The following is a 6806-nucleotide window of genomic DNA, read 5'->3' on the forward strand; positions in this document are numbered from 1 at the left end:
CGACACCGGCCGGCGGTTCGCCCAGCGCGACACCGGCCGGCGGTTCGCCCAGCGCGACGCGGGCCGTTGGCTCGCCCGGCGCGACGCGGGGCAGCGGCTCGTCTGACGTGGCGCTGGTCAGTGGCGAGGCTGTGCACCTGGACATCCGGCTCGCCCGCGCCGGATCCCGCGCCCTGGCCCTGCTGCTCGACATCATCGTGCAGCTCGCCCTGTTCATGGCCCTGTCGATCGTGGTGCCGATCGCTGTGGCGGTGCTCCCGTTCGCCGACCAGGCGCTGCTGAGTGCGGCCTACATCGTCCTGATCGCCACGATTCTGGTGGGCTATCCGGCGCTGTGCCATGCGCTGCTGCGCGGCCGTTCGGTCGGCAAACTCGCCATGGGGCTGCGGGTGGTGCGCTCCGACGGCGGCCCCATCAATTTCCGTCAATCTCTTATCAGAGCCCTGGTCGGTACCGCATTGGAATGGCCGGGAATCCTCATCGGCCTCAGCTGGCTGGTCTCCCTCTCCCTGCTCGTCGGATCGGCCAGGGCGCAACGCCTGGCCGACATGGCGGCCGGCACGATTGTCATCCACGAGCGCACACCCGAGAGCTGGGGCTGGATTCCCTCCACACCGCCGCAGCTGGTCACGTGGGCCGCAACGCTCGACCTCACCGACGTCGATGACCAACTGGCGCTGGCCGCACGCCACTTCCTCGCCCGCAGCCGGTCGCTGCGCGAACCGCATCGCACCCGCATCGGGGAGGCACTGGCCAAGGAGATGCTCACCCGGCTCACTCCCCCGCCCCCGCCCAACACGCCCGGCTGGGCCTATCTCGCGGCCGTCGTCGGTGAGCGCCACCGGCGCGCGGCCGCCCGCCTTACCCAGGCCCGCGCCACCCAGGCCAAGCTCTGGCCCGAACTGTTCCCCACGTTGCCCGCCGCTCCGCGCTAGCTCTTCTTAGCTTTCGCCCGCTTGGTGGTGCTCGCTTTCTTAGCGGGCGCCTTCTTCGTCGCGGCCTTTTTCGCGGGAGCCTTCTTGGCAGCAGTCTTCTTCGCCGCAGCCTTCGTCGCGGGTGCCCGCTTGGCCGCAGCCTTCGTCGCGGGTGCCCGCTTGGCCGTGGCTTTCGTCGCGGGTGCCCGCTTGGCCGTGGCTTTCGTCGCGGGTGCCCGCTTGGCCGCGGCCTTCTTCGCGGGCGCCTTCTTGGCACCCGGGCGCGCGGCCTCGATGCTGCGCCGCAACACCTCCATGAGGTCCTTGGCTCCGGTGGGCTCAGGTGCCTGCTCGGCTACGGTAACCTCGCGGCCCGCCTGCTTAGCCTTGATCAGCTTCTTGACCCGGTCCGTGTAGGTGTCGCGATAGTCGTTCGGATCCCAGTCGCCCGTCATCGAGTCGATCAGCTGGCTGGCCATCTTCATCTCCTCGGGCCTTGCCTTGGCCCGGCCGGGCGTCCCGTCGAGGACCTCCTTCGGGTCGCGCACCTCGTCGGCGAAGAACATGGTCTCCAGCACGAGCAGCGGCCCGTCGGGGCGGATCGCGGTCAGGTACTCCTTGCCGCGCATCACCAGCGTGCCGATGGCCGCCTTGTTGGCCTCGGCCATCGCGTCCCGCAGCAACGCATAGGTCTTACTGGTCTCCTCGCTGCCGGGCCCGAGATAGTACGTCTTCTGGTAGTACATCGGATCGATCGTGTCGAGATCGACGAAGCGGTGAATCTCCAGGCTGCGGGAGCGGCCGGGCGCGATCTCGTCCAGCTCGTCCGGCTCGACCATCACATACTCGCCGCCGACCTCCACGCCCTTCACGATGTCGCCGAAATCGACCTCTTTGCCGGTGCGCTCGTTGATCCGCTGGTACCGGATGCGGTCGCTCGTGCCCCGCTGAAACTGGTGGAACGACACCTCGTGCTCACGGGTCGCCGAATACATTCCTACGGGCACGGAAACCAGCCCAAAGCTGATCACGCCGCTCCAGATCGGTCTGGCCATGCGGGGCTTATACCCAGTAATCCGATACTCACAACCGTCGGACAATGCCCGACACAGCCTCCTTATCCTTTCGCCGCAATAAAAAAGAGCGCCCCGCGAAGGGGCGCTCTTCTCAGCCGCTCAGTAGCGGTAGTGCTCGGACTTGTAGGGACCCTCGACGGCCACGCCGAGATATTCGGCCTGCGGCTTGCTCAGCTGGGTCAGCTTGACGCCGAGCGCGTCCAGGTGCAGCCGCGCGACCTTCTCGTCGAGCTGCTTGGACAGCGTGTAGACGCCGGTCGGGTATTGGTCGAGCTTGGTGAACAGCTCGATCTGCGCGATCACCTGGTTGGTGAAGCTGTTGCTCATCACGAACGACGGGTGACCGGTCGCGTTGCCCAGGTTCAGCAGGCGGCCCTCGGACAGCACGATGATCGAGTGCCCGTCTTCGAAGCGCCACTCGTCGACCTGCGGCTTGATGTTGATCCGCTGAACGCCGGGGATCTTCGCCAGGCCCGCCATGTCGATCTCGTTGTCGAAGTGGCCGATGTTGCCCACGATCGCCTGGTGCTTCATGCGGCGCATGTGATCGGCCGTGATGACGTCGTAGCAGCCGGTCGCCGTGATGAAGATGTCGGCGGTCTCCACGACCTCGTCGATGGTCGTGACCTGGTAGCCGTCCATCGCGGCCTGGAGCGCGCAGATCGGGTCGATCTCGGTGATGATGACCCGGGCGCCCTGCCCACGCAGCGACTCGGCGCAGCCCTTGCCCACATCGCCGTAACCGAACACGACCGCGACCTTGCCACCGATGAGCACGTCGGTCGCGCGGTTGATGCCGTCGATCAGCGAGTGGCGGCAGCCGTACTTGTTGTCGAACTTGCTCTTCGTCACCGAGTCGTTGACGTTGATCGCCGGGAACAGGAGCGTGCCCGCCCGCTGCATCTCGTAGAGCCGGTGCACGCCGGTGGTCGTCTCCTCGGTGACGCCCTTGATGTCGCCGGCGATCCGGGTCCACCTGCCCGGGTCGGTCGACAGCGACTTGCGCAGCACCTCCAGGATGACCGCGTATTCCTGTGAGTCGGTCGGCGAGGTGGCCGGGACGGCGCCCGCCTTCTCAAACTCGGCGCCCTTGTGCACGAGCAGGGTCGCGTCGCCACCATCGTCGAGGATCATGTTGGGACCCTGTCCACCGGCGAAGTTGAACAGCTGCTCCGTGCACCACCAGTACTCCTCCAGCGTCTCGCCCTTCCAGGCGAACACCGGCACGCCCTGCGGCGCGTCGGGTGTGCCGTCGGGCCCGACGACCACCGCGGCGGCGGCGTGGTCCTGGGTGGAGAAGATGTTGCAGCTGACCCAGCGGACGTCGGCGCCGAGCGCGACGAGCGTCTCGATGAGCACGGCGGTCTGGATGGTCATGTGCAGCGATCCGGCGATGCGCGCCCCGCGCAGCGGCTGCGCCTGCGCGTATTCCTTGCGGACCGCCATCAGCCCGGGCATCTCGTGCTCGGCGAGCTGGATTTCCTTGCGCCCAAAGGCGGCAAGTGAGAGGTCGGCGACTTTGAACTCGCCTGCGGACAGTGTCTTGGTCATGCGATTAACTCCATGTCGGTCGGCTGACCAGTGCACCAACACACTAGCTGGCGCGCCTCAATGATCGTCTGACGCGGTGGGCGAACAGCGAATGTGTGAGACCCGGTTCCCGCCGCGGACCGTCCGCTGGCAAGAACCGGGCCTCACTTCCCCCCGGTTTGGTTCCCTCGCGCGTGGCTCGGACTTTCGTCTGATAACGCTGCGTGCCTATAGAGTCACACTCTGTCGCGAACATGTCAAGCAAAACCGTAAATTCGGATAATTGCGATGAAGCATCGCGTTCGCGACTATTTGGCGTGGTCAGCGCCATACCTCTAAAGCGAGGTGACGTACGCCTCGCCTGTGCCCGCGAACGTGAGCAAGCCGCCATCGGCGAGCCCGAACGCCGACTCTCCCGCCCGGATCTCGACCGCGCCCGCCGCGTCGGTCACCGTTACCGTGCCCGCCAGGCACAGCACTGTCCGCGGCCCCGGCAGATCGAGGCGGGTCGGCGAGCCTGACACGGCGACACGGTGCAGCCGGAAATCGGGCACCGGCACGGCCCACGTCACCACGCCAGGCGCGACATCGACCGGCGCGACCACCGGTGGGCGGCTGGGCTCAAAGCTGAGCACCCGCATGAGCTCGGGCACGTCGACCCGCTTGGGCGTGAGCCCGCCCCGCAACACGTTGTCGCTCGCGGCCATCGCCTCGACGCCCACACCCTCCACATAGGAGTGTGGGGTGCGCGGCGGCATCCACACCGCCTCGCCCGCACGCAACCGCACGTGGTTGAGCAGCAGCGCGACGATGACGCCCACATCGCCGGGATAAAACCGGGCCAGCCGTGCCGCCAACGGATCGCGCTGCGCCACCCGCTCCACGGCCTTCGCCGTGTCCATGGTCAGCAGCGTCCGCAGTGCGGCCTCGAGCCGGCCCTCCTCCAGGAGCTCCACGACCGGGGCAAGCCCGTCGACGCCGCGCAATGCCGAAGCCGACTCGGCCGGATCCCGGAACCCACACATCGCTTCGAAATCCCCAAGCGCGACAAGCAGCTCGGGCTTGTGGTAGGGGTCGGCATAGCTGCGCTCGACCACCCCCGCGGCCACCTCCGCCGCGTGACCCTCGGCGGCCTGCCGGGCGTCGGGGTGCACCTGCACCGACAGCGGCCGCTCGGCGGCGAGCAGCTTCATCAGGTACGGCAATCGCGGCCCGAAAGCCGAAACCGCCCGCGCGCCAAGGTATTCCGCGGGTGCCGCGGCGATCAGCTTGTCCAGTGGCTGCCCATCCACAATGGACGGGTTGTCCGGATGCGCGCCGACCCAGAGCTCGGCCTCGGGTCCGGGGCTCGGCGTGGGCCGGCCCTGGATCCGCGCGATCACCTCGCGCGAACCCCAGGCATAGCCCCTGATCTGGCTCTGCAGTCGCAGCACCGTGCTCAGCCCTCCCCGGAAGGGACCTTGGCGCGATAGATGTCCGGTTCGAGGTAGATGGCGCGGGCGATGGGCACGGCCTCGCGGATGCGTGCCTCGGCCTCGTCGATGGCCCGTGCGATCTCCGGCGCGCTGTCGTTTTGCGCCACACCGATCTTCGCGGCCACGAGCAGCTCGTCGGGGCCCAGGTGCAGGGTCTTCATGTGGATGATGCGCTCGATGTCGGCCCCGTCGGACACGATCGCGGCCTCGATCGCCTGGACGTGCTCGGGCGTCGCGGACTCGCCGATCAACAGGCTCTTGGTCTCGATCGCCAGCACGATGGCGATGATGACCAGCAGCACACCGATCATCGCGGTGCCGATGGCGTCCCAGACGCCTTCGCCCGTGATGAGCGTCATGCTCACGCCGAACAGTGCGAAGACCAGGCCGAGCAGCGCGCCGAGGTCTTCGAGCAGGATCACCGGCAGCTCGGGCGCCTTGGCGTGACGGATGAACTCCTTCCAGGATGCGTTGCCCCGGACCGCGTTGGACTCCTTGATGGCGGTGCGGAACGAGAACGACTCCAGGATGATCGCCACCACCAGGACCGTGACCGGCAGCCAGCGCCACGACGTGATCCCTTCGTCGTGCAGGACCCACTCGTGGTACTTGTGATAGGCCTCGTACAGCGCGAACAACCCACCGACGCTGAACAACACGATCGACACGATGAACGCGTAGATGTAGCGGTCGCGTCCGTAGCCGAACGGATGCTGCGGGGTGGCCTGGCGCTTGGCCCGCTTGCCGCCGAACAGCAGCAGGATCTGGTTGCCCGAGTCCGCCACCGAGTGGATGGCCTCGGCCAGCATCGATGAGGATCCACTCAGCGCCCACGCGATGAACTTGGTGATGGCGATGCCGATGTTGGCCAGCAACGCGGCGACGATCGCCTTTGTGCCGTGGGCCTCAGCGCTCATGCCGACACCTCCGCAAGCTCCGAAGACACTTCGCCTCGCTCTGTCAAGGCATGAGCGAATCCCGATCTCGTGATTCGCTCGCGCAAGCGCTCGCTCATAGTTTTCTCAACTGTTCCTTCAGCTCGGTGACCGCGGGGACGGCCATGGGGTCGAGACCGTGTCCAAGTCCTAAGTAGACGGAAGCGAAGTCGGGCGCGGCGACCAGCGAGGCCAGGCGCTCCAGCGGTGAGGCGCCGTCGGCCTTGAGCACCTCGACGTCGATGCCGCGCTTCTCGGCGAGATCCTGCACGATCTCGGCGCGCCGGTCCCGCTTGGGTGCCGTGGCATCGTTTTCGTCGGCGATGCCACCGTCGCACAGCAGCACGACCTTGAGCCGGGGCGGTGTCGCCGTGCCGCCGTCATCGTCCGGGTCGGCGAAGATGTCCCGCTCGGCCTCGGCCAGCGCGCCGAACACGCCGTCGAGCAGCCCGACCCGGCCGCGGCCCGCCTCACCCAGCGCATCCGTCACAACCGGGTAGCGCGCGTTGGCCGACAGCATGTCTCCGCAGCGCAACGCCGCGACGTGGGCAAGCGGGGAGTCACCCCACACGATCGGGACTGAGCCCGCCAGATTGACCGCCAGCGACTTCGCCCGGTTGACGAACGACTCGGCGGTCGGGCGGCAACTGTCGGCCTCGTGGTCCAGCCGGGTGGCGGTTTCCGCCAGGTCCGCCTCATTGACCTTAACCAATCCGAGGGTACGCGCCGCGAGCAGCACCGGCACGGTGAGACCCCACAGATTGGCCCTGGCCGGCCCGCGCCGCGGGATCGCCACGTATGGCGCGCGGTTGCGCTCGGCCGCCGCCTGCAGGGGCGAGTCGGGCGCGCCGATCGCGAGCAGCCGCGCCCCGCGCC

General features: G+C 67.8%; 6 protein-coding genes. 1 reads left to right on the forward strand and 5 read right to left on the reverse strand.

Going from position 1 to position 6806, the window contains the following annotated elements:
* Positions 1-107 precede the first annotated feature (107 nt).
* Positions 108-935, forward strand: coding sequence for an RDD family protein (locus DM816_RS39115; protein ID WP_117215528.1), 828 nt, complete (start codon positions 108-110; stop codon positions 933-935).
* On the opposite strand, the gene ku is transcribed toward DM816_RS39115, so the two are convergent.
* The 5 genes from ku to DM816_RS39140 form a co-directional block, all read right to left on the reverse strand.
* Complete coding sequence (ku, locus tag DM816_RS39120; protein WP_117215529.1) at positions 932-1969, reverse strand: non-homologous end joining protein Ku; 1038 nt, start codon at positions 1967-1969, stop codon at positions 932-934. The genes DM816_RS39115 and ku overlap by 4 nt on opposite strands.
* Positions 1970-2089: 120 nt before the next feature.
* Positions 2090-3541 carry an adenosylhomocysteinase gene (gene ahcY, locus DM816_RS39125; RefSeq protein WP_117215530.1) on the reverse strand — a complete coding sequence of 484 codons (1452 nt, stop codon included), beginning with the start codon at positions 3539-3541 and terminating at the stop codon, positions 2090-2092.
* 314 nt (positions 3542-3855) lie between these two features.
* Positions 3856-4953: a mannose-6-phosphate isomerase, class I gene (manA, locus tag DM816_RS39130; RefSeq protein WP_117215531.1), complete on the reverse strand. Its 1098-nt coding sequence runs from the start codon at positions 4951-4953 to the stop codon at positions 3856-3858.
* Between the two features lie 5 nt (positions 4954-4958).
* A complete protein-coding gene (locus DM816_RS39135; RefSeq protein WP_117215532.1) occupies positions 4959-5912 on the reverse strand; it encodes a cation diffusion facilitator family transporter in 954 nt (317 codons plus the stop codon).
* Positions 5913-6006: 94 nt separating this feature from the next.
* Positions 6007-6806, reverse strand: an 800-nt coding sequence (locus tag DM816_RS39140; RefSeq protein WP_117215533.1) for an SIS domain-containing protein, incomplete at its 5' end; no start/stop codon positions are given.

This window comes from Allorhizocola rhizosphaerae (assembly GCF_003426775.1).
Lineage (GTDB): Bacteria > Actinomycetota > Actinomycetes > Mycobacteriales > Micromonosporaceae > Allorhizocola > Allorhizocola rhizosphaerae.